This is a genomic window from Rhodococcus sp. NPDC057135, assembly GCF_042670865.1.
GTDB lineage: Bacteria > Actinomycetota > Actinomycetes > Mycobacteriales > Mycobacteriaceae > Rhodococcus_F.
Window position 1 is genome coordinate 424,045 of the sequence record NZ_JBHUUU010000005.1, and the last position, 20,711, is coordinate 444,755.

General features: G+C 62.7%; 10 protein-coding genes. 8 read left to right on the plus strand and 2 right to left on the minus strand.

What is annotated here, in order from left to right:
- Nucleotides 1–192: 192 nt before the first annotated feature.
- Both ACFT1A_RS12810 and ACFT1A_RS12815 read right to left on the minus strand, forming a co-directional pair.
- Nucleotides 193–939, minus strand: a complete 747-nt coding sequence (locus ACFT1A_RS12810) for a GTP pyrophosphokinase family protein (protein ID WP_024487832.1) — start codon at nucleotides 937–939, stop codon at nucleotides 193–195.
- Nucleotides 940–987: 48 nt separating this feature from the next.
- Nucleotides 988–1,587 carry a TetR/AcrR family transcriptional regulator gene (locus tag ACFT1A_RS12815; protein ID WP_003941968.1) on the minus strand — a complete coding sequence of 200 codons (600 nt, stop codon included), beginning with the start codon at nucleotides 1,585–1,587 and terminating at the stop codon, nucleotides 988–990.
- A 98-nt stretch (nucleotides 1,588–1,685) separates the two neighbouring features.
- On the opposite strand from ACFT1A_RS12815, the gene ACFT1A_RS12820 reads away from it, so the two are divergent.
- From ACFT1A_RS12820 to ACFT1A_RS12855, 8 genes are all read left to right on the plus strand, one after another.
- Complete coding sequence (locus ACFT1A_RS12820) at nucleotides 1,686–3,275, plus strand: carboxyl transferase domain-containing protein (RefSeq protein WP_042453308.1); 1,590 nt, start codon at nucleotides 1,686–1,688, stop codon at nucleotides 3,273–3,275.
- A gap of 5 nt (nucleotides 3,276–3,280) precedes the next feature.
- A complete protein-coding gene (locus ACFT1A_RS12825) occupies nucleotides 3,281–5,320 on the plus strand; it encodes an acetyl-CoA carboxylase biotin carboxylase subunit (protein ID WP_378447260.1) in 2,040 nt (679 codons plus the stop codon).
- Entirely contained in the window at nucleotides 5,320–6,483 is a 1,164-nt protein-coding gene (locus ACFT1A_RS12830; RefSeq protein ID WP_378447261.1) for an acyl-CoA dehydrogenase family protein, read from the plus strand. The genes ACFT1A_RS12825 and ACFT1A_RS12830 overlap by 1 nt, the downstream gene beginning before the upstream one ends.
- Nucleotides 6,480–6,968 (plus strand): MaoC family dehydratase, encoded by a 489-nt coding sequence (locus ACFT1A_RS12835; RefSeq protein WP_003942078.1) that lies wholly within the window; start codon nucleotides 6,480–6,482, stop codon nucleotides 6,966–6,968. The genes ACFT1A_RS12830 and ACFT1A_RS12835 overlap by 4 nt, the downstream gene beginning before the upstream one ends.
- Entirely contained in the window at nucleotides 6,965–7,792 is an 828-nt protein-coding gene (locus ACFT1A_RS12840; protein WP_317552340.1) for a CoA ester lyase, read from the plus strand. The genes ACFT1A_RS12835 and ACFT1A_RS12840 overlap by 4 nt, the downstream gene beginning before the upstream one ends.
- 3 nt (nucleotides 7,793–7,795) lie before the next feature.
- The gene (locus ACFT1A_RS12845) at nucleotides 7,796–8,551 is read left to right on the plus strand and encodes a CoA transferase subunit A (RefSeq protein ID WP_378447262.1); all 756 of its coding nucleotides are present in this window, start codon (nucleotides 7,796–7,798) and stop codon (nucleotides 8,549–8,551) included.
- On the plus strand, nucleotides 8,548–9,198 hold the full coding sequence (locus ACFT1A_RS12850; protein WP_378447263.1) for a 3-oxoacid CoA-transferase subunit B: 651 nt from the start codon (nucleotides 8,548–8,550) through the stop codon (nucleotides 9,196–9,198). The genes ACFT1A_RS12845 and ACFT1A_RS12850 overlap by 4 nt, the downstream gene beginning before the upstream one ends.
- Nucleotides 9,199–9,768: 570 nt before the next feature.
- Nucleotides 9,769–20,711 (plus strand): amino acid adenylation domain-containing protein (locus tag ACFT1A_RS12855; RefSeq protein WP_378447277.1); only part of this gene is annotated, 10,943 nt, incomplete at its 3' end.

The window sequence follows — 20,711 nt, forward strand, 5'->3', positions numbered from 1 at the left end:
CTCCCTGCTACTCCGCGTACTCTTAAAACACAAACACACAACAAAAAATTCACACCGCCCCCCCCCCCCCCGCGCGGCCGCCCCCACTTCTGGTTTGCCCTAGTTGTCCGACCCCAGCGTGAGCGAACGGCACTCTCGTCGCCTCAGATGCGCCGAAAGGCGCGTTCGCTCAGGGGAGGAGGGCGTGCAAATTCAGAGCGCCCGCCGCTGAAGATGCAAGGCCTCGAGGAACTGTGCCGGCAGATCCTGCTCGAGGATTTCGTCGTCAGGATGCGGTAGCGCTTTGATCTTCGCGAACTCGTCGTTGAGGCGTTCCATCTTCACGTCGAGACGGTGTGCCGCGGCCGCAGCCTCGGTGAGTTCGTCGAGGAGTTCGACGGGAACCTCGCGGTTGTACTTGTAGTAGATCTTGTGTTCGAGGCTCGCCCAGAAATCCATCGCGATGGTGCGGATCTGGAGTTCGATCGGAACGTGCCGGACGCGGTCGCTCATGAAAACCGGGACCTCGACGATCAGGTGCAAGCTCTTGTAGCCGTTGGGTTTCGGATCGGCGATGTAGTCCTCGCGCTCGATCACCCGAAGGTCCGTCTGGCTGGTGAGCATCTCGGCTATGCGGTACGTGTCGGAAATGAAACTGCAGGTGATGCGTACTCCGGCGATGTCGAAGATGTTCTTCGAGATGTCGTCGATCGTGAGCGGGACGTTCAGGCGCTGAGCCTTGCGCAGGATGCTGTCCGGCGACTTGACTCGTGACGTGACGTGTTCGATGGGGCTGTACTGATTGATGTGCGTGAACTCGTCCTTGAGGATGTTCACCTTGGTCATCAGTTCGGAGATTCCGAACTGGTACAACATCATGAAGCGGGAGAACTCGGTCCGCAGTTCGGCGAAATCGGCCCTGCTGACCCCACTGCTGTCTTCCACGTTCGGCACCCTCATCTGTTAGCTGGTGTAACCAGTCTGCCACCGATTGTGCCGTGTCCGGTTTCAGTGGGTGCGCAGTGCGGCCAGTGTCATATCCCGCAGGACTCGACGCGCGCGTGCCGGCGAAGCGGGGTTGGCGCTGTGTGGGGTCGAGTTGATCAGACCGAAGGTGGCATGCGCTTTGATGCGTGCATCCGCCTGATCGAGTTGGGGATCGAGTTGCTCGAGCACCCCAACCCAGACCTCGACGTACTTGCGCTGCGTTTGGCGTACTTGTCGACGCGCGTCGGCCGGGAGGCTCTCGAGATCACGGTCCTGAATACGGATCAGGTCCGGCTCGCCGAGCGCGAAGTCGAGGTGGAACTCCACCAGTGCGTCGAGAGCGGCGCTCGGGGAGTCCGCAGCCTCCGCCGCAGCTGATCCGCCTTCGTGCAGTCGTGTGCTGATGCCGACGAGAAGTTCCACGAGGACTGCGTCCTTGTTCGGGAAATGCCGGTACACGGCGGGGCCGCTGATGCCGACGGCCGCTCCGAGGTCTTCGAGTCGCACACTCACGAATCCGCGCTCGGCGATCAACCGGGCGGCGGCGTCCAAGAGTTGACGACGGCGGTCGGCCTTCATCTGATCGCGTCGCGTCGGAGCTGCTACCTGCTCAGAGGTCATTCTCTCGATCTTTCTTCGCTTGTGTTCTGGACAACTCAGTTAATCATAGTTAATCTAGTTTCAGTTATCGAGCATTAACTCATGGCGAAGGCGGCGGGATGACTCCCAGTGGAATCACGCAAGGATCGGGCTACCGGTCCGATCACACCGTTCTGGTGGACGAACTGAAGAAGAAACTGGCGCAAGCAGCGCTGGGTGGCAACGAGCGCTCTCGCGAGCGACACGTGAGCAGAGGGAAGCTGCTGCCGCGAGATCGCGTCGACTCGCTGCTCGATCAGGGCAGCCCGTTCCTCGAGCTGTCGCCGCTGGCGGCCAACGGCCTGTACGACGACGAGTGCCCCGGCGCCGGCGTCATCACCGGTATCGGCCGTGTGTCGGGCCGCGAGTGTGTGATCGTTGCCAACGACGCGACGGTCAAGGGTGGTACCTACTACCCGATGACGGTGAAGAAGCACCTCCGCGCGCAGGAAGTTGCGCTGCAGAACAACCTTCCCTGCATCTACCTCGTAGACTCCGGCGGCGCCTTCTTGCCGCGCCAGGACGAAGTCTTCCCGGACCGTGAGCACTTCGGCCGGATCTTCTACAACCAGGCGACCATGAGCGCCAAGGGGATTCCCCAGATCGCCGCAGTTCTCGGTTCGTGCACCGCGGGCGGCGCCTACGTCCCCGCGATGAGCGACGAAGCAGTGATCGTCCGCAACCAGGGCACCATCTTCCTCGGCGGCCCGCCGCTCGTGAAGGCTGCTACCGGCGAGATCGTGACGGCCGAAGAACTCGGCGGCGGCGACCTGCACTCCAAGGTTTCCGGCGTCACCGACCACCTGGCCGAGGACGACCGCGACGCACTTCGGATCGTGCGCAACATCATTGCCACACTCGGCCCCCGCTCCGAGCGCCCGTGGGACGTCATCTCCACGGTTCCGCCCGTTGCCGACCAGAGCGAGCTCTACGACGTCGTTCCGACCGATCCCCGTACTCCGTACGACGTGCACGAGGTCATCACCAAGCTCGTTGACGGTGGCGCATTCCAGGAGTTCAAGGCTGAATACGGCAAGACACTCGTCACCGGTTTCGCCCACATCGAGGGCCATCCGGTCGGCATCATCGCCAACAACGGCGTTCTCTTCGGCGAATCCGCGATGAAGGGAGCACATTTCATCGAACTGTGCGACAAGCGCAGTGTGCCGCTGCTGTTCCTGCAGAACATCGCGGGCTTCATGGTGGGACGCGACTACGAGGCCGGTGGCATCGCCAAGCACGGCGCCAAGATGGTCACGGCAGTTGCGTGTGCACGGGTTCCGAAGCTGACGGTTGTCATCGGCGGCTCTTACGGCGCCGGCAACTACTCCATGTGTGGACGCGCGTATTCGCCTCGCTTCCTGTGGATGTGGCCGAACGCGCGCATCTCGGTCATGGGCGGCGAGCAGGCCGCGTCGGTGCTCTCGACCGTTCGTAGTGACCAGCTCGACAGCGCGGGTAATCCGTGGTCGGCCGAGGACGAAGAGTCCTTCAAGGCGCCGATCCGCGAGCAGTACGAGGCTCAGGGAAATCCGTACTACTCCACTGCGCGTCTGTGGGATGACGGTGTCATCGACCCCGCAGATACCAGAACTGTTCTCGGCCTGGCTCTCTCGGTGTGTGCAAACGCGCCGATCGAGCCGGTCTCCTACGGCGTCTTCCGGATGTGAGCGAAATGACTGAGTTACGCACTATCGATACTGTTCTCGTGGCAAACCGCGGTGAGATCGCGGTTCGTGTGATCCGCACGTTGCGTGAGTTGGGAATTCGCAGCGTCGCCGTCTACAGCGACGCCGACGCGAATGCTCGCCACGTCCGCGAAGCCGACACTGCCGTCAACATCGGACCGGCTGCGGCGCGTGAAAGCTACCTCGTCATCGACAAGGTCATCGACGCTGCCAAGTCCACCGGCGCTCAGGGTATTCACCCGGGTTACGGCTTCCTGTCGGAGAACTCGGCGTTCTCGGCTGCCTGTGCGGCCGCGGGAATCGCCTTCCTCGGCCCGTCCGAGCGAGCCATCGAAGTGATGGGCGACAAGATCACCGCGAAGAACGCAGTCGCCGCGTTCGACGTCCCGGTGGTCCCGGGCATCGCTCGTCCGAACCTGACCGACGAAGAACTGATCGCGGCAGCCGAGGACATCGGTTACCCGGTACTGGTCAAGCCTTCAGCGGGTGGCGGCGGCAAGGGAATGCGCCTGGTCGAGGACCCGGCCAACCTGGCCGAGGCTCTTCGCAGTGCGCGCCGTGAGGCCGCGTCGTCGTTCGGCGACGACACCCTGTTCCTCGAGCGATTCGTCTTGCGGCCCCGGCACATCGAGGTCCAGGTTCTCGCCGACCAGCACGGCAACGTCGTTCACCTCGGTGAGCGCGAATGCAGCCTGCAGCGGCGTCATCAGAAGGTCATCGAAGAGGCTCCGTCGCCGCTGCTCGATCAGGTGACGCGTGACCGCATCGGTGCGGCAGCGTGCAACACCGCTCGAAGCGTCGATTACACCGGCGCCGGCACCGTCGAGTTCATCGTCTCCGCCGACAAGCCTGACGAGTTCTTCTTCATGGAGATGAACACCCGACTGCAGGTCGAGCATCCCGTCACCGAGATGGTGACCGGGCTGGATCTGGTCGAATGGCAGGTACGTGTGGCAGCGGGGGAGAAGTTGGCCTTCTCCCAGAGCGACATCACGCTGACCGGGCACGCCATCGAAGCTCGTGTGTACGCGGAGGACCCGGGCCGTGGATTCCTGCCGACCGGCGGCCGCGTCGTGGATCTGGTCGAGCCGTCAGGTTCCGGCGTCCGCGTTGATTCGGGGCTGCTCGCCGGCACCGTCGTCGGTAGTGACTACGACCCGATGCTCAGCAAGGTCATCGCCCACGCTCCCGATCGTGCAGGCGCACTGCGCAAGCTGGATCGTGCACTCGGTGATACCGCCGTGCTCGGAGTCGTGACCAACATCGAGTTCGCACGATTCCTCCTCGCCGATCCGGATGTGATCGCGGGCAACCTCGACACCGGTCTCCTCGATCGTCGCGTCGAAGACTTCGTTGCGGCCGACGCGTCCGACGAGGTTCTCATTGCTGCCGCGGCCTATCGCTGGCTCTCGCGGTGGACTACTCCGGAATCCGTTGATCCCTGGGACGTCCCGAGCGGATGGCGCGTCGGAACTCCCGCTCCGACCAGCATCAGGCTCTCCGCCGGCACCCGAACGGCGCACGTTGCGATCGTCGGCGTTCCGGCCGATGCGAAGGTCGAGGTCGAAGGCTCACAGCCGCGCGCATTCAGCGCGACCCTGACGGGATCCGAACTGGCGGTAGTGATCGACGGACGCCGACGCACGTTTGTCGTCGCCGAGACCGACGGTGGGTTGTGGCTGGCAGGCGGCGGAACCTGGCACGTGCGCGAGGTCGCCGAGGTCAGTGTTCGCGGTGAGGACAAGCACGCCGGCGACGCCGAAATCGCCAGCCCCATGCCCGGTGCCGTCATCGCAGTCAACGTCGAGAACGGCGCAGCAGTGAGCGCGGGACAACCGCTCGTCGTGGTCGAGGCCATGAAGATGGAGCATTCCTTGACCTCCCCGATCGACGGAATCGTGGAAGTTCTCGTCCGTCAGGGCGATCAGGTGATGGTGGATCAGGTTCTGGCCCGCGTGGTACCTGCCCAAGACGAAGAGACTGCCGAAGAAAAGACCGAGAACACGACGCAGAAGGAAGACGCCTGATGTCCGATTACCTTGCCACCGGAGCGCTTCCGGACGAATACCAGCAGCTCGCCAAGACCGTTGCCGATTTCGCCAAGACCGTCGTGGCACCGGTCGCTGCCGAGCACGACGCCAACCACACCTTCCCGTACGAGGTAGTTGCCGGGATGGCGGACATGGGACTGTTCGGCCTGCCCTTCCCCGAGGAGTACGGCGGAATGGGTGGCGACTACTTCGCACTCTGCCTGGCGCTCGAAGAGCTGGGCAAGGTCGACCAGAGTGTTGCGATCACTCTCGAAGCCGGTGTGTCCCTTGGTGCCATGCCGATCTACCGTTTCGGTAACGAGGCACAGAAGCAAGAGTGGCTTCCGCAGCTCACCAGTGGCAAGTCCTTGGCTGCCTTCGGCCTGACCGAACCCGGCGCGGGTAGCGACGCCGGCGGAACCAAGACCACCGCGAAGTTCGACAGCGGTGAGTGGATCATCAACGGCAACAAGCAGTTCATCACCAACTCGGGCACCGACATCACCAAGCTCGTGACGGTCACCGCGGTCACGGGTGTCAAGGACGGCGGCAAGAAGGAGATCTCGACGATCCTCGTGCCGACCACGACGCCGGGCTTCACGGCCGAACCGGCATACAACAAGGTCGGCTGGAACGCGTCCGACACCCATCCCCTCACATTCGCCGATGTTCGTGTCCCCGAAGAGAATCTGAACGGTGAGCGCGGCCGCGGCTACGCGAACTTCCTCCGCATCCTTGATGAAGGCCGCATCGCCATTTCCGCGTTGAGCGTCGGTGCCGCCCAGGGCTGCGTCGACGAGTCGATCAAGTACGCGAAGGAGCGCGAGGCGTTCGGTCGGCCCATCGGACACAACCAGGCCATCGCTTTCAAGATCGCGCGTATGGAGGCCCGCGCCCACGTCGCACGTACCGCGTACTATGACGCGGCCGCACTCATGTTGTCGGGCAAGCCGTTCAAGAAGCAGGCATCCATCGCCAAGCTCATCTCCTCCGAAGCTGCCATGGACAACGCTCGCGACGCCACCCAGATCCACGGTGGATACGGCTTCATGAACGAGTACGCCGTCGCGCGTCACTACCGTGACAGCAAGATCCTCGAAATCGGTGAGGGAACCACCGAGGTGCAGTTGATGCTCATCGCTCGTGAGGCAGGGTTGTGACGAACCCCAAGAAGATCACTCAGCGCGGACTCTGGTTCGAGGAGTTCGAGGTTGGCGCGATCTACGAGCACCGGCCAGGTCGAACGGTGACCGAGGCTGACAACGTCCTGTTCACGACTCTGACGATGAACACGCAGGCGCTGCATCTTGATGCCGCGTACAGCGAGGACACTCAATTCGGTGTGCGGCTGGTCAATTCGATGTTCACCCTCTCGACAATCGTCGGCCTCTCGGTCGCGCAGTTGACGCAGGGCACCATCGTCGCCAATCTCGGTTTCTCCGAGATCAGCTTCCCGAAGCCGCTCTTTCACGGCGACACCCTGTACGCCGAGACGCTCATCGCGGACAAGCGTGAGTCGAAGAGCCGTCCGGGCGAAGGCATCGTGACGCTCGTGCACACCGGACGCAACCAGCACGGTGACGTCGTGGCACTCGCCACGCGCAAGACCTTGGTGCAGCTCCGCCCGGCCGAGGTGTCCTCGTGACGTGGACGCCGCCGGGGCCGGCGTGGCTGTTCTGCCCGGCGGATCGACCCGAGCGCTACGCGAAGGCCGCCGCTGTCGCCGACGTCGTGATCCTCGATCTCGAAGACGGTGTGGCTCCGGCCGACAAGGAAGCCGCACGTGCGGCCCTGATCGACACTCCACTCGATCCGGAGCGGACGGTCGTGCGCGTCAATCCGGTCGGTACTCGTGATCACGAACTCGATCTGGTTGCGTTGGACGGCACGCACTATTCGCGTCTCATGCTGTCGAAGTGCGAATCGGCGGAGGACGTCCTCTCTCTCGCACCGGCGGACGTCGTTGCACTCGTCGAGTCGCCGCGAGGAGCCCTCGCCGTGGCCGACATCGCACTTGCTGCGAACGCCATCGGTGTCATGTGGGGAGCCGAGGATCTTGTTGCCGGTCTCGGCGGTAACTCGAGCAGGCACCCGAACGGTTCGTACCGCGACGTTGCCAAGCACGTCCGATCGACGTCTCTCCTGGCAGCGAAGAGCTACGGCCGGTTGGCTGTCGATTCGGTGTACCTCGACATCAAGGACCTCGTCGGCCTGGGCGTCGAGTCCGCTGACGCCGTCGCTGTCGGCTTCGACGTGAAGGTTGCGATCCACCCGAGCCAGGTCGAGGTCATTCGTGGAGCCTTCGCACCTTCGGAAAAAGAGATCGACTGGGCCACACGAGTGCTTGCCGCGGTGTCTACTGAACGTGGCGTGTTCGCGTTCGAGGGCAAGATGGTCGACGCTCCCGTTCTCCGTCACGCCGAGAAGCTTCTTCACCGAGCCGGAATCTTTCAGCAGAAGGAGAACTAACGGATGAGCAAAGTCGTGAATACGGCAGCTGAGGCAGTTGCCGACATCGCGAGCGGATCCAGGCTCGCAGTGGGCGGCTTCGGGCTGTGCGGTATTCCCGACGCGCTGATCGCGGCGATCGCCGAGGGCGACGCCACCGATCTCGAGGTGTTCTCCAACAACTGCGGTGTCGACGACTACGGTCTCGGCATTCTGCTCGGCGCGCACCGGATCGCCAGGGTGACGGCGTCGTACGTGGGGGAGAACAAGGAGTTCGCCCGTCAGTATCTCGCTGGCGAGCTCGAGGTGGAGCTGACGCCGCAGGGGACCCTGGCCGAGCGGCTGCGAGCAGGCGGCACCGGCATTCCGGCGTTCTACACCCCTGCCGGCGTCGGCACACCGATTGCCGAGGGCGGCTTGCCGTGGCGATACAACCCCGACGGTTCGATCGCCGTGGCGTCTCCGCCGAAGGCGACGGCAGTGTTCGGTGGCCGCACGTATGTATTGGAAGAGGCGATCACCGCTGACTTCGCGCTCGTGCACGCCGACTACGGCGACACCGAAGGCAATCTCGTCTTCAACAAGACGGCGATGAACTTCAACCCGCTTGCCGCCATGTCGGGGCGGATCACCATCGCTCAGGTGGAGAACCTCGTCGAGCCGGGCGAGATAGACCCCGCGCACGTTCACCTACCTGGAGTGTTCGTTGCGCGCGTCGTACATACAGGCCCACAGGAGAAGCGGATCGAGAAGCGGACCGTCTCAGGAGGTACTAAGTGAGCAGCGCAGAGGAAACTCGTATCGGTTGGACTCGCCACGAGATGGCCGCTCGCGCTGCTGCCGAGATGCGGCCAGGTGAGTACGTCAATCTCGGTATCGGCCTGCCGACGTTGATCCCCAGCTACCTGCCGGAGGGCGTGAAGGTAGTTCTCCACAGTGAGAACGGCATCCTCGGTACCGGGCCGTACCCCACCGACGATCAGGTCGATCCGGACCTCATCAATGCCGGTAAGGAAACCGTCACCGTCAACCCGGGTGCTGCATACTTCGACTCCGCCCTCTCGTTCGGCATGATCCGAGGCGGTCACATCGACACTGCGGTGCTCGGCGGTATGCAGGTGTCGAAGACCGGCGACCTCGCCAACTGGATGGTGCCAGGCAAGATGGTCAAAGGTATGGGCGGAGCGATGGACCTGGTCCATGGAGCCCGCCGCGTCATCGTCGTGATGGAGCACACCGATCGGGACGGAAACCCCAAGATCGTCGAGGCGTGCACCCTGCCGCTCACCGGTCAGGGCGTCGTCAACCGGATCATCACCGATCTCGCGGTGCTGGACGTCACCGCGGACGGTCTGGAACTTGCGGAGTTGGCTCCAGGTGTCACCAGCGAACACCTGCAGAGTGTGACTGGTGCGGCCTTGTCCTGAAGATATGGACCGTAAATCGAAAGAACGTGCCGACCGCTGGTCGGCGCGTTCTTTCGTCGGTCTGTCGGCGTGTACCGATAGTCTCGACCAGCGACTGTCGAATCTTGTTCGAGCTCGGGCACCAAGCACCTGACGGGCCTGTAAATTGTCCGAGGTGACCGATGTGGATAGGGGTGTAGATCGTCGGTTGTAATTGACCGTCCCAGGGGGTGGAGATGTCGTGCACCGTGTCTGAACCGTGCGTTTCGGCAATGCGATGGGTGGGTAGATGAGCTGGGCGATTTGTAACGAATTGCAGCAAATTCGTCGATACACCGGGGTATGGATTTCTCTTGTCACCTATGTATCGGAGACAATGGGTGGTTCTGGCTCGTCGAGGTTGGATGAGGTCGGTAGCTGCTGCGAATCGGACGTTCGGCTCGCACGGGTGCGCAATGGTGTGGAAGAGAGGCTGTGGGCGTGAATTCGCTGGGTAACGGAGAACTGGGGAGCGGCAAGCCGGAGGTCGGCAGCTCGCCGGAAGACGTTCAGCGATCAGACGCATTCCCACTTTCCGCGGCCCAGCTCGGTATGTGGTTCGCGCAGCATCTTGATCCCGCTGTTCCGGTCAACATCGCTCAGTACGTCGAACTCCGTGGTGCTCTGGAGCTTGACGCCCTTCGTCAGGCCTGCGCCGACGCCGGTCGCGAAATCGGGTCGGCCTTCGTCCGGATCTTCGAGATCGACGCCCAGCCGTACCAGATCATCGACCCCACACTCAATGATTCGGTCGGCTACGTCGACCTTCGTAGTGAGGACGATTCACACGACGCGGCGATGCGGTGGATGCGAGCAGATCGCAGTCGGCCGATCGACATGCTCACGGACCGACTGATCTCTGCCACGATTCTGCGTCTCGGCGAGAACCGCTACTACTGGTACACACGGGTCCACCACACAATTCTCGACGGCTTCGGTGCATCGACGTTCGTCACTCGTGTGGCGGAGTTGTACTCGGCGCGCGTGGAGGGTCGCGAACCCGAGCCGAGCGAGGCCTCCGATCTCTGGAACGTCTACGAGGTGGACAACAAGTACCGCCAGTCGAGTCGTTTCGAAACCGATCGCAAGTACTGGGCCGACAAGATCGAGAATCTCGACGAGATCTCGAGCCTCGCGGGTCGAAGTGCCGCGCCGGCTCCCGTCAGTCGGATCGACAGCGCAGCGCTGTCCAACCACGTCGAGGCGCTGCTCGGGCGGTTCCTCGAACGCGTGGAGAAGACCACGGTCGCCGGAACGGTCGTCGCGGCTTTTGCGGCGTACCTCGCTCAGATGACCGGACGAGAGGACGTGTCGCTGAGTCTGCCCGTTTCCGGTCGAACGACAGCCGTGCTGCGCCGATCCGGTGGCATGGTCTCCAACGTCGTTCCGCTGCGACTGACCGTCACTGCAGAGACCACCGTCCAGGATCTTCTGGACGACGTCAGGAACGAAATGTCCGGCGCGCTGCGCCACCAGCGGTACCGACACGAGGACATGGTTCGCGGCGGTGACGGGCCGGGCCGGGGCGGCTTCTTCGGTCCCTGGATCAACATCATGATGTTTTCCACCGAGTTGGCGTTCGGGCCCCTCGTCGGCGAGCTTCACATCCTGTCCACGGGTTTGATCGAAGACCTCGGTGTCAACCTCTACCAGAGCGTCGGCGATACCCGCACGCACATCGATTTCGAGTCGAATCCCAATCTGTACGCGCCCGCGGACGCCCAGCGAAATCACTCACGGTTCGTGGAGTTCCTCGAGAAGTTCGTCTCGGCCGAAACGAGCCGCAAAGTATGGGATCTCCCCGTCGCAACCGACGAGGAGCGGAACAAGGTCGCTTTGTGGAACCGCACCGGCTTCCACGTTGCCTCGCAGACCATCACCGAAGCATTCGAGCGTCAGGTTGCGCGGACTCCCAACGCCACCGCTGTGGTTTTCGAAGGCGACAGCCTGACGTACGCCGAATTCGACGCCCGCGCAAACGGTTTGGCCCGTCAGCTCATCGCCATGGGGGTTGGACCCGAATCGCTTGTCGGGCTGTCGATCCGCAGGTCTCTGGACCTGATGGTCGGTCTGTACGCGATCGCCAAGGCCGGCGGTGCCTGGGTGCCGGTAGACCCCGATCATCCAGCCGACCGCACCGCATACATCCTCGAGTCGGCGCAGCCCACGTGTGTTGTGACCACCGCGCGGGACGATGTGGATCTGCCCGAGGGGACTCGGGTGATCGAGATCGACACCCTCGACTACGAACAGCTCGACAGCAGGCCGATCGCCAACGCAGATCGCTTGTCTCCCTTGCATTTCTCGAACACTGCGTACGTGATTTACACCTCGGGTTCGACCGGTCGACCCAAGGGTGTCGCGGTCACTCACGCAGCGATCAACAATCAGCTTCAGTGGATGAACGCCGAGTACGGGCTTTCTGCGTCGGATATATACCTGCAGAAGACAGCTACGACATTCGACGTGTCGCTGTGGGGATTCTTCATGCCGTTGCAGGTCGGCGCCACGCTCGTCGTCGCGACTCCGGACGGCCATCGGGACCCGATCTACGTCGCGAACAAGATCGCGGAACTCGGCGTCACGATCACCGACTTCGTGCCATCCATGCTGACGCTGTTCACGGCGAATGCACCTGCCGGATCTTGTGATTCGTTGCGTCACGTCTTCGTAATCGGTGAGGCGCTCCCACCCGAGACGTCTTCGGCCTTCCGCGAACTCTGTGGTGCCGGATTGCACAACCTGTACGGTCCGACCGAAGCTGCGGTGTCGGTCACCTACTACGAGGCCGTGCCCTCGGACACTACTTCTGTGCCGATCGGTATGCCGCAGTGGAACACTCAGGCGCACGTACTGGACGGGCAACTTCGCCCGACGCCTATCGGTCAGCCGGGTGAGCTCTACCTCGCCGGCGTGCAACTTGCGCGCGGATACGTTGGTCGTCCTGATCTGAGTTCGGATCGGTTCGTAGCCAATCCGTACGGCACAGCCGGCGAGCGCATGTACCGTACCGGCGACCTCGTCCGACGCCGTGAGGACGGAAATCTCGACTACATCGGGCGCACCGACTTCCAGGTGAAATTCCGTGGGCAGCGCATCGAGCTCGGTGAGATCGAGACCGTCCTACTGGCACACCCCGACGTTTCCCAGGCTGTCGTCTTGGTGACGGTCACACCGACCGGCGATCAATTGGTCGGTTACGTCGTGCCGGGCCCTGGCCGAAACATCGATGCTGCGGTGCTCAGTGAGTTCGCCGGCCGAAGCCTCCCGTCGTACATGGTTCCCGCCGCGCTGATGGTGTTGGATGCGTTGCCGCTCAACACGAGTGGCAAATTGGATCGTGCCGGACTGCCCGAGCCGGTGTTCGCGAGTGCGAAGCAGTACCGCGAGCCCCGCACCGACATCGAACGCATCGTGGCGGATGTGTTTGCCGACGTTCTCGGTGTCGAGCGTGTCGGTATTGACGACGACTTCTTCGAGCTCGGTGGAAACTCTCTGGTTGCAACACAATTGGTGACCCGAGTGGGTTCGGCATTGGGAGTGCAACTCGGCGTTCGAGAGCTCTTCGAATCCACCACGGTCGCCACCCTGGCGGCCCGCGCAGAGTCGGTGGCGGGCAACGCCAGGCAGCTCACCCCGCTGATCGCCAAGCCTCGTCCCCAGGTTGTCCCGCTCTCACTTGCACAGCAGCGCATGTGGTTCATCAACCGTCTCGATCCGTCGACGCCGGCGTACAACCTTCCGTTCACAGTCCGGCTCACCGGTTCGGTGGACCCGTCCGCCCTGCATGCCGCGGTGATGGATCTTCTCGAGCGACACGAGTCCTTGCGGACGATCTACCCTGATGTCGACGGAACCGCGCAACAGCTGGTTCTGCCGGTCGACCGGGCGGCAGTGGAGTTGAACCCGGTCAAGATTCGGAATTCGCATCTCGACGCGGCCCTGTTCGACGTGGCGTCTCGCGGCTTCGACGTGACGCTCGAAATCCCGGTACGGGTTGCTCTCTTCGAGGTGTCTCCGACGGACTACGTCCTGGTGATGGTTCTCCACCACATCGCTGCAGACGGATTGTCGTTCCGTCCGCTCGCACGTGACCTTCTCGTCGCATACTCGGCGCGATGTGAGAAGTCGGCGCCGGCGTGGACGCCGCTGCCGATTCAGTACGCCGATTACGCGCTGTGGCAGCGCGAAGCACTCGGATCCGATGAAGACCCGAGTTCGGAGTCATCTCGCCAGATCAACTTCTGGCGCCGGGCGCTCGCCGATCTGCCGGATCAGTTGGATCTGCCGACCGACCGACCTCGTCCTGCCGTCGCGTCCAATCACGGTGCCAAGCACCATTTTCAGATCAGCGAACGCACGACGCGCAAGTTGAACGAGTTGGCGCGTTCGAGGAGCGTCTCGCTGTTCATGGTGTTGCAGGCGGCATATGCAACGCTGTTGAGCCGGATCAGTGGTACCTCCGACATCGCGATCGGTGCCCCGATCGGTGGGCGAGGCGATCAAGCGCTCAACGACGTGATCGGCATGTTCGTGAACACCCTGGTGCTTCGTACCGAGGTCGACCCGAACGAACGATTCGAAGAGTTGCTGGCTCGGGTAAGGGAATCGGGGTTGTCTGCCTACGGGCATGCCGATGTGCCATTCGAGCGGCTCGTCGAGGTTCTGAGCCCGGCGCGTTCGCAGGCTCGTCACCCGCTGTTCCAGGTTGCGCTCACTGCGGAGATCAGTGGACGACGCGAACTGGAATTCTCGGGTGTCAAAGCAGTTGCAGCCGAATTGGAAGTACCGGTCGCCAAATTCGATCTCGAACTCATGGTGTCCGAGAATCCCGAAGGCACCGAAGACTCCGACGTCTTGAGCGCTACCTTCACCTACGCCACGGATCTGTTCGATCCGGCCACAGTGAACACTTTCGCCACTCGGTTCGTGCGCATTCTCGATGCAGTGGCTACCCGACCTGAAACGGCCGTCGGTGATATAGACCTGCTCTCACGCTCCGAGCGCACCGATCTGACGGTCGTTGCCTCTGATGACACGATGCCGCGACAGAGTCTCGTCGACATCTTCTTGTCCGGCACGGCTGAGGCGGACTCCGTCGCAGTGCGCTTCGACGGTCGATCGATCACCTACCGCGAGCTCGACGAGCAGTCGTCGAAGCTCGCACGAGTTTTGATCGGACGTGGCGCAGGCCCCGAGACCATCGTCGCTCTCGCATTTCCTCGCTCGTACGACATGGTCTGTGCGGTATGGGCGGTCGCGAAGTCAGGGGCAGCCTACGTGCCTGTCGACCCGAGCTATCCGGAAGATCGTGTCCGGCACATGCTGGCCGATTCATCGGCCGCGATCGGACTCACCTCGTCACAGTTCGTCGGTCAGCTTCCCGCGGTCACCGATTGGTTGGTGCTCGACGACCAGACGCTGACCGGCGAAGTCTCGGCACAATCTTCAGCGCCCGTCACGGATGAGGATCGAATTGTTCCGATTCACAGCTCTCACGTGGCATATGTCATCTACACATCCGGCTCCACGGGAAAACCGAAGGGCGTCAGCGTCACTCACGGTGGTCTCCGTGGGGTCAGGGACGCAGCCCAGCGTCGATACGGGGTAGAACAGTCCTCGCGCTTCCTGCATATCTGTTCACCGAGCTTCGACCCGTCAGTGCTCGAATGGATGGTCGCCTTCTCAGCGGGTGCAACGTTGGTGATCGTTCCGTCGACGATTATCGGTGGACACGAGTTGTCGGATCTTCTTCATGCCGAGAAGGTCACCCACGCCATCATCACACCCGCCGTACTCGGGACCATGGAGCCTGCAGAGCTTCCTGACCTGCGCGTCGTCTCCGTCGGCGGTGACGTGACCACTCCCGAGTTGTTGGCGAAATGGGCCCCAGGACGCGCCTACTTCAATGGGTACGGTCCGACCGAGACCACAATTATCTCGTCGTTCGGCGATCTCGCGATCGCCCGATCGATCGACATCGGGCGTCCCGTCGAGGGCATGTCTGCACTGGTACTCGACGAGCGTCTGCACCCGGTTCCAGTCGGCACCAGGGGAGAGCTCTACTTTGCGGGCGCTGCACTGGCTCGCGGCTATCACGAGCGGCGAGGTCTCTCCGCGGAACGATTTGTCGCCAACCCGTATTCGCCGGACGGCGAGCGGATGTATCGGACTGGCGATGTCGTGCGCTGGACAGGCGGAGACTCGACCGCTGACGCGGAGGTGCTCGAATACGTCGGCCGCAGTGACTTCCAGGTCAAGGTTCGTGGCTTCCGCATCGAGCTCGGTGAGATCGACGCAGTTTTGTCTTCGCACGATTCTGTGCGCTTCGCGGTGACGGTCGGAAGCGAAGGCGCTGCGGGCGTCACAGCTCTCGTGTCTTACGTCGAACTGGCTGATGGTTCGAGCTTCGATCCGAATGTGCTCATCTCGTTCGTAGCCGAGACTCTTCCGAGCTACATGGTTCCTTCCGTCATCATGGAACTCGCCGAAGTTCCGCTGACTCCGGTAGGTAAGTTGGATCGAAGGGCTCTGCCGGAGCCCGTGTTCGAGGTTCGCGAGTTCCGTGCGCCCACCACACCGGTGGAAGAGATTGTCGCGCAGGTGATTGCGGACGTTCTCGGTGTTGAACGAGTCGGGCTCGACGACGACTTCTTTGCACTCGGTGGCAACTCTCTGGTGGCCACCCAGGTCACCTCGAGGTTGGGACGGGCGCTCGACACCACCGTGCCGGTGCGGACGCTTTTCGACGTTTCCACGGTCGAGGCGCTCGCTGCACATATCGAGTCGCACGCGGGTAGCGGCGGGCAAAAGGCGCTCGTCGCGCAGACGCGTCCAGTGGAAATTCCGCTGTCGTTGGCGCAGCAGCGCATGTGGTTCCTGAACCGCTTCGACACCGGCTCCGCTGCTTACAACATCACTTTCGCACTGCACCTGACTGGCCATCTCGACACGGCCGCGATGGAAATGGCGCTCGAGGACGTACTGGCCCGGCATGAAGTTCTCCGAACGGTGTATCCGGATGGAGCTTCCGGACCGAAGCAGTCGATTCTGTCGCTTTCGGAGGCTTTCGTCGGATTGACCGTCGAAGCAGTCTCGGATTCGGACGAGCTCGAGAGCCGAGTCGCTGCAATCGGGTCCTCGGCGATCGACGTCACCGTCGACGTGCCGATCCGTGTCCGCCTGTTGACGGTCAGCGACACCGAGCACACCCTCGCGATCGTTGTTCATCACATTGCCGCTGACGGTTGGTCGATGGCGCCACTGGCACGCGACGTCATGATTGCCTACTCGGCACGCAAGGACGGGATTGCGCCGGCGTGGCAGCCGTTGGCTGTGCAGTACGCCGACTATTCGTTGTGGCAGCGTGAGGTTCTGGGGTCCGAAGACGACCCGGAATCACTGATCTCGCAGCAGATCTCCTATTGGACCGAGACTCTGGCTGACTTACCGGATGTGATCGAGCTTCCGTCGGACCGGCCTCGTCCCGACGTGGCCTCGATGCGCGGCGATCGATTCGCATTCGAGATCTCCGGGGATGTGCATCGTCGATTGGACGCGCTGGCACGCGAGAACAACGCAACGCTCTTCATGGCGCTGCACTCGGCGCTTGCCGTTCTGATGGCTCGACTGAGCGGGACGTCGGACATCGCCGTTGGCACTCCCGTTGCCGGTCGCGGCGACGAGGCGCTCGACGATCTCGTCGGCATGTTCGTCAACACGCTTGTTCTGCGCACCGAGGTCGACCAGGCCCGGGCATTCACGGATCTGCTCGCCGCGGCGAGTGATTCGGCGCTCGGAGCCTTCGCTCACTCGGATGTGCCCTTCGAGCGGTTGGTGGACGTCCTGGCTCCGGCCCGGTCGCAGGCCCGACATCCGCTGTTCCAGGTTGTCCTGTCCTTGCAGAATCTCGCGCAAACGGCATTGGAACTGCCGGGACTGGCGATCAAGGCCGCTGAAATCGACACCACCACTGCAAAGTTCGACCTCGAACTGGCGGTAACCGAGTCGATCGGCGAAGACGGGATCCAGCAAGGGCTCTCGGCCGAATTCACGTTTGCTGCAGATCTGTTCGACGTTGCGACGGTCGAGGGATTTGCTCGCCGTCTGGTTCGTATCCTCGAGACTGTTGTGTCGGTTCCTTCGATTGTCGTCGGTGACATCGATATTCTCGATGCGGCCGAGCGGGGTGTGCTGGTCGATGTTCGTAGAGGCCAGTCGGTCTCGGGAACTCTGGTCGAGATCCTCACCGAAGCGGCTGCTTCGGATCCGTCGGCGGACGCGATCCGATTCGGCGGCGAGTCGATCAGCTACCGCGAACTCGACGAGCGGTCGTCGCGACTCGCTCGTGTTCTGATTGCGAAGGGCGTCGGGCCGGAGGATCGGGTCGCAATCGCGATTCCGCGTTCGGCCGATTCGGTTCTCGCTCTGTGGGCCGTGGCGAAAACCGGTGCGGCATTCGTACCGGTCGACCCGACGTATCCGGTGGACCGTATCGCGCACATGATCACCGATTCCGGTGCGGTGCTGGGTCTTACGCTCAGTGCCGTCGAGGCGGGATTGCCGTCGGCGTTGACATGGGTTGTTCTCGACGACGAGACGACAGTCGCGGCGTGTGCGGCCGAATCTTGCGCGCCGGTGAGCGATTCGGATCGACGCGGCGCGATCGACGAGCGGCAGCCTGCGTACGTCATCTACACCTCCGGCACCACGGGTCTGCCCAAGGGCGTTGTGGTCACCAACGCCGGTGTGGCGAACTTCTGCGCCGAGCAGGTCGAGCGTTATTCGCTGACCACCGATGCTCGGACGCTGCATTTCGCATCGCCGAGTTTCGACGCTTCGGTACTCGAGTTGCTGATGGCATTCGGAGCGGCGTCGACGATGGTGATTGCGCCGACGACGGTGTACGGCGGCGCGGAATTGGCCGAGATCCTGCAGTCGGAGGGCGTGACGCATGCGTTTGTCACGCCTGCTGCTTTGGCATCGGTGGATCCGAGCGGACTTGACGCGTTGCGGGTGGTTGTCGTGGGCGGCGAAGCCAGTTCGCGGTCTCTCGTTGCCAAGTGGGCGGTGCCGCTTCCGGATGGCGCTGTGCGTGGGTTCTTCAATGCTTACGGTCCGACGGAGTCGACGGTCGCGTCGAACATCAGTGATGCGCTGACCGCGTTTGATCGCATGAACATCGGCGGCCCGATTCGGGGTATGGCTGCGCGGATACTGGACGGCCGCTTGCAGCCTGTTCCGGTTGGTGTCGCAGGAGAGTTGTACGTGTCGGGTATTCAGGTCGCTCGTGGATATCTGGGGCAGCCGGCATTGACGGCGGGTCGTTTTGTCGCAGACCCGTTCGGAGCGCCGGGTGAGCGGTTGTACCGCACGGGTGACGTGGTCCGATGGATCGACGGTGGCGCGGTGGAGTACGTGGGCCGCAGTGACTTCCAGGTCAAGATCCGTGGGTTCCGTATCGAACTCGGCGAGATCGAAGCCGCGCTGACCCGTTGCGCGGGAGTTGCCCAAGCCGTTGCTCTCGTTCGCTCCGACGATCACTTCGGAGATCGTCTCGTTGCCTACGTAGTGCCACAGGCCGGCGTCGAGGTCGATCCCGCACAGGTGATCGAGTCGGTGTCGACGTTCCTGACCGGCTACATGGTCCCCGACTCGGTCATGGTGCTCGATTCGATTCCGTTGACCACTGCGGGCAAGACGGACATAAAAGCACTGCCCTCGCCTGTGTTCGAGTCGAAGGTGTACCAGGCGCCGGTGACGACCGTCGAAGAGACTGTCGCGCAGGTGTTCTCCGAAGTCCTCGGAGTGGCGCAGATCGGCCGAGACGACGATTTCTTCGAACTCGGCGGCAACTCGTTGATCGCGACCCGTGTCGCCGCACGACTGGGGGAAGCGCTCGACACAAGCGTTCCGGTTCGTGCGCTCTTCGAAGCGTCGACCGTGCAGTCACTCGCGGTCCGGCTCGAGTTGCACGCCGGATCGGGTGCCACGGCCCCGCTGGTGCCGCAGTCGCGGCCCGCTCGGATCCCACTTTCGTTGGCGCAGCAGCGCATGTGGTTCCTGAACAGGTTCGAACCCGCGTCGGCAGTGAACAACGTCCCGGCGGCGATCAGGATTTCGGGCGCCCTCGATGTGGCAGCTCTCAATGCTGCCGTGATCGATGTCGTGGGCCGACACGAATCACTGCGAACTGTGTATCCAGACGTCGACGGCGTCGGGTATCAGGAAGTCCGCGACGTTCGAGACGTTGTCGTCGATCTCAGTCCCGTGTCGATCACGGAAGATCGCCTGGCTGCAGGCGTGGCCGAGCTGGCCACGGACGGCTTCGACGTGACGTCCGAAGTCCCGTTGCGCGCCAAACTCTTCAAAGTCGGCGACAGCGAATACGTCCTGGTATTCGTGGTGCACCACATCTCGACCGACGGTTTCTCTATGGGGCCGTTGACCCGCGACGTGATGGTTGCCTACGAAGCACGTACACGAGCGTCGGTGCCGGCCTGGACGCCGTTGCCGGTGCAGTACGCGGATTACTCGTTGTGGCAGCGTGAGGTTCTCGGGTCCGAGGAGGATCCGCAGTCCGTCATCGCGCAGCAGATTGCGTTCTGGTCGGGTGCGTTGGCTGATCTTCCGGAGCAGTTGGATCTGCCTGGTGATCGTCCGCGCCCCGAGGTCGCATCGGGACGTGGTGCGGAGGTCGAGTTCGATATCGACGCCGCGCTGCACAAAGCTGTCAATTCGATTGCGCACAGCAGTAACTCGACACCGTTCATGGTTGTTCACGCAGCGCTTGCCGTCGTACTCTCGCGCTTGTCCGCAACAACGGACATCGTGATCGGCACACCGATCGCGGGTCGCGGTGAGGCGCAGCTCGACGATCTGATCGGTATGTTCGTCAACACTTTGGTGTTGCGTACCGAGGTTGATCCGTCGATGTCGTTCACGGAGTTGTTGGCGTCGGCGCGTGAAGTGGATCTACAGGCGTTCGCGCATGCGGATGTTCCGTTCGAGCGTGTGGTGGAGGTTCTCGATCCGGTTCGTTCGCAGGCTCGTCATCCGCTGTTTCAGGTGGCGCTGACGTTCCAGAACCACGAACAGGCAACGCTCGAACTGGGCGACCTCGAAGTGTCGATCGAAAGTGCCGATCTTGCGTTGGCGAAATTCGACCTCCAGTTGACCCTGACCGAACGAACCGACGAGGCCGGCGCACCCGCCGGAATGTCCGCCTCTTTGACGTATGCGACGGATCTGTTCGACGAGTCGTCCGTTGTGCAGTTCGGTGATCGGTTGGTGCGAGTCTTCCGTGCGGTGACGGCTGATCCCACAGTAGCGGTGGGTGACGTTGACATCTTGGTCGATGGTGAACGAAACCTGCTGTCCCGCTTGAGTGCCGGCCAGGTGGATCGTGGTGTGGATTCGACGTTGTCGGCGTGGTTCGATGATGCTGCTGCGCGGTTTGGTGATCGGACCGCGGTGCGGTTTGGTGGCGAGTCGTT

Bases quoted from the DNA above. Each gene is read 5' to 3' on its own strand.
- ACFT1A_RS12825 (WP_378447260.1), top strand. From the start codon at position 3,281: ATGACTGAGTTACGCACTATCGATACTGTTCTCGTGGCAAACCGCGGT.
- ACFT1A_RS12820 (WP_042453308.1), top strand. From the start codon at position 1,686: ATGACTCCCAGTGGAATCACGCAAGGATCGGGCTACCGGTCCGATCAC.
- ACFT1A_RS12815 (WP_003941968.1), bottom strand. From the start codon at position 1,587: ATGACCTCTGAGCAGGTAGCAGCTCCGACGCGACGCGATCAGATGAAG.
- ACFT1A_RS12810 (WP_024487832.1), bottom strand. From the start codon at position 939: ATGAGGGTGCCGAACGTGGAAGACAGCAGTGGGGTCAGCAGGGCCGAT.
- ACFT1A_RS12830 (WP_378447261.1), top strand. From the start codon at position 5,320: ATGTCCGATTACCTTGCCACCGGAGCGCTTCCGGACGAATACCAGCAG.
- ACFT1A_RS12845 (WP_378447262.1), top strand. From the start codon at position 7,796: ATGAGCAAAGTCGTGAATACGGCAGCTGAGGCAGTTGCCGACATCGCG.